The organism is Paenibacillus enshidis (assembly GCF_042136365.1).
GTDB lineage: Bacteria > Bacillota > Bacilli > Paenibacillales > Paenibacillaceae > Paenibacillus > Paenibacillus enshidis.
On record NZ_JBHHMI010000084.1, the window covers coordinates 1 to 455 of the forward strand.

Annotated in this window: 1 protein-coding gene; it reads right to left on the reverse strand. The window is 64.4% G+C overall.

Going from position 1 to position 455, the window contains the following annotated elements:
* On the reverse strand, positions 1-455 hold a 455-nt coding region (locus tag ACE41H_RS25180), incomplete at both ends, for a hypothetical protein (protein WP_375358316.1).

Below are 455 nucleotides of genomic sequence, written 5' to 3' on the forward strand. Positions count from 1 at the left end.
GCTCCCGTTTCTCCTGTCGCTCCGGTAGCTCCTGTTTCACCCGTTGCTCCGGTAGCTCCCGTTTCTCCCGTCGCTCCGGTGGCTCCTGTTTCGCCTGTCGCTCCGGTAGCTCCTGTTTCGCCTGTCGCTCCGGTAGCCCCTGTTTCGCCTGTCGCTCCGGTAGCCCCTGTTTCACCCGTTGCTCCCGTAGCTCCCGTTTCACCCGTTGCTCCCGTAGCTCCCGTTTCACCCGTTGCTCCGGTGGCCCCTGTGTCACCTGTTACTCCGGTGGCCCCTGTTTCGCCTGTCGCTCCCGTAGCTCCTGCTTCGCCTGTCGCTCCCGTAGCTCCTGCTTCGCCTGTCGCTCCCGTAGCTCCTGCTTCGCCTGTTGCTCCCGTAGCTCCCGTTTCTCCTGTCGCTCCGGTAGCTCCTGTTTCACCCGTTGCTCCGGTAGCTCCCGTTTCTCCCGTCGCTCC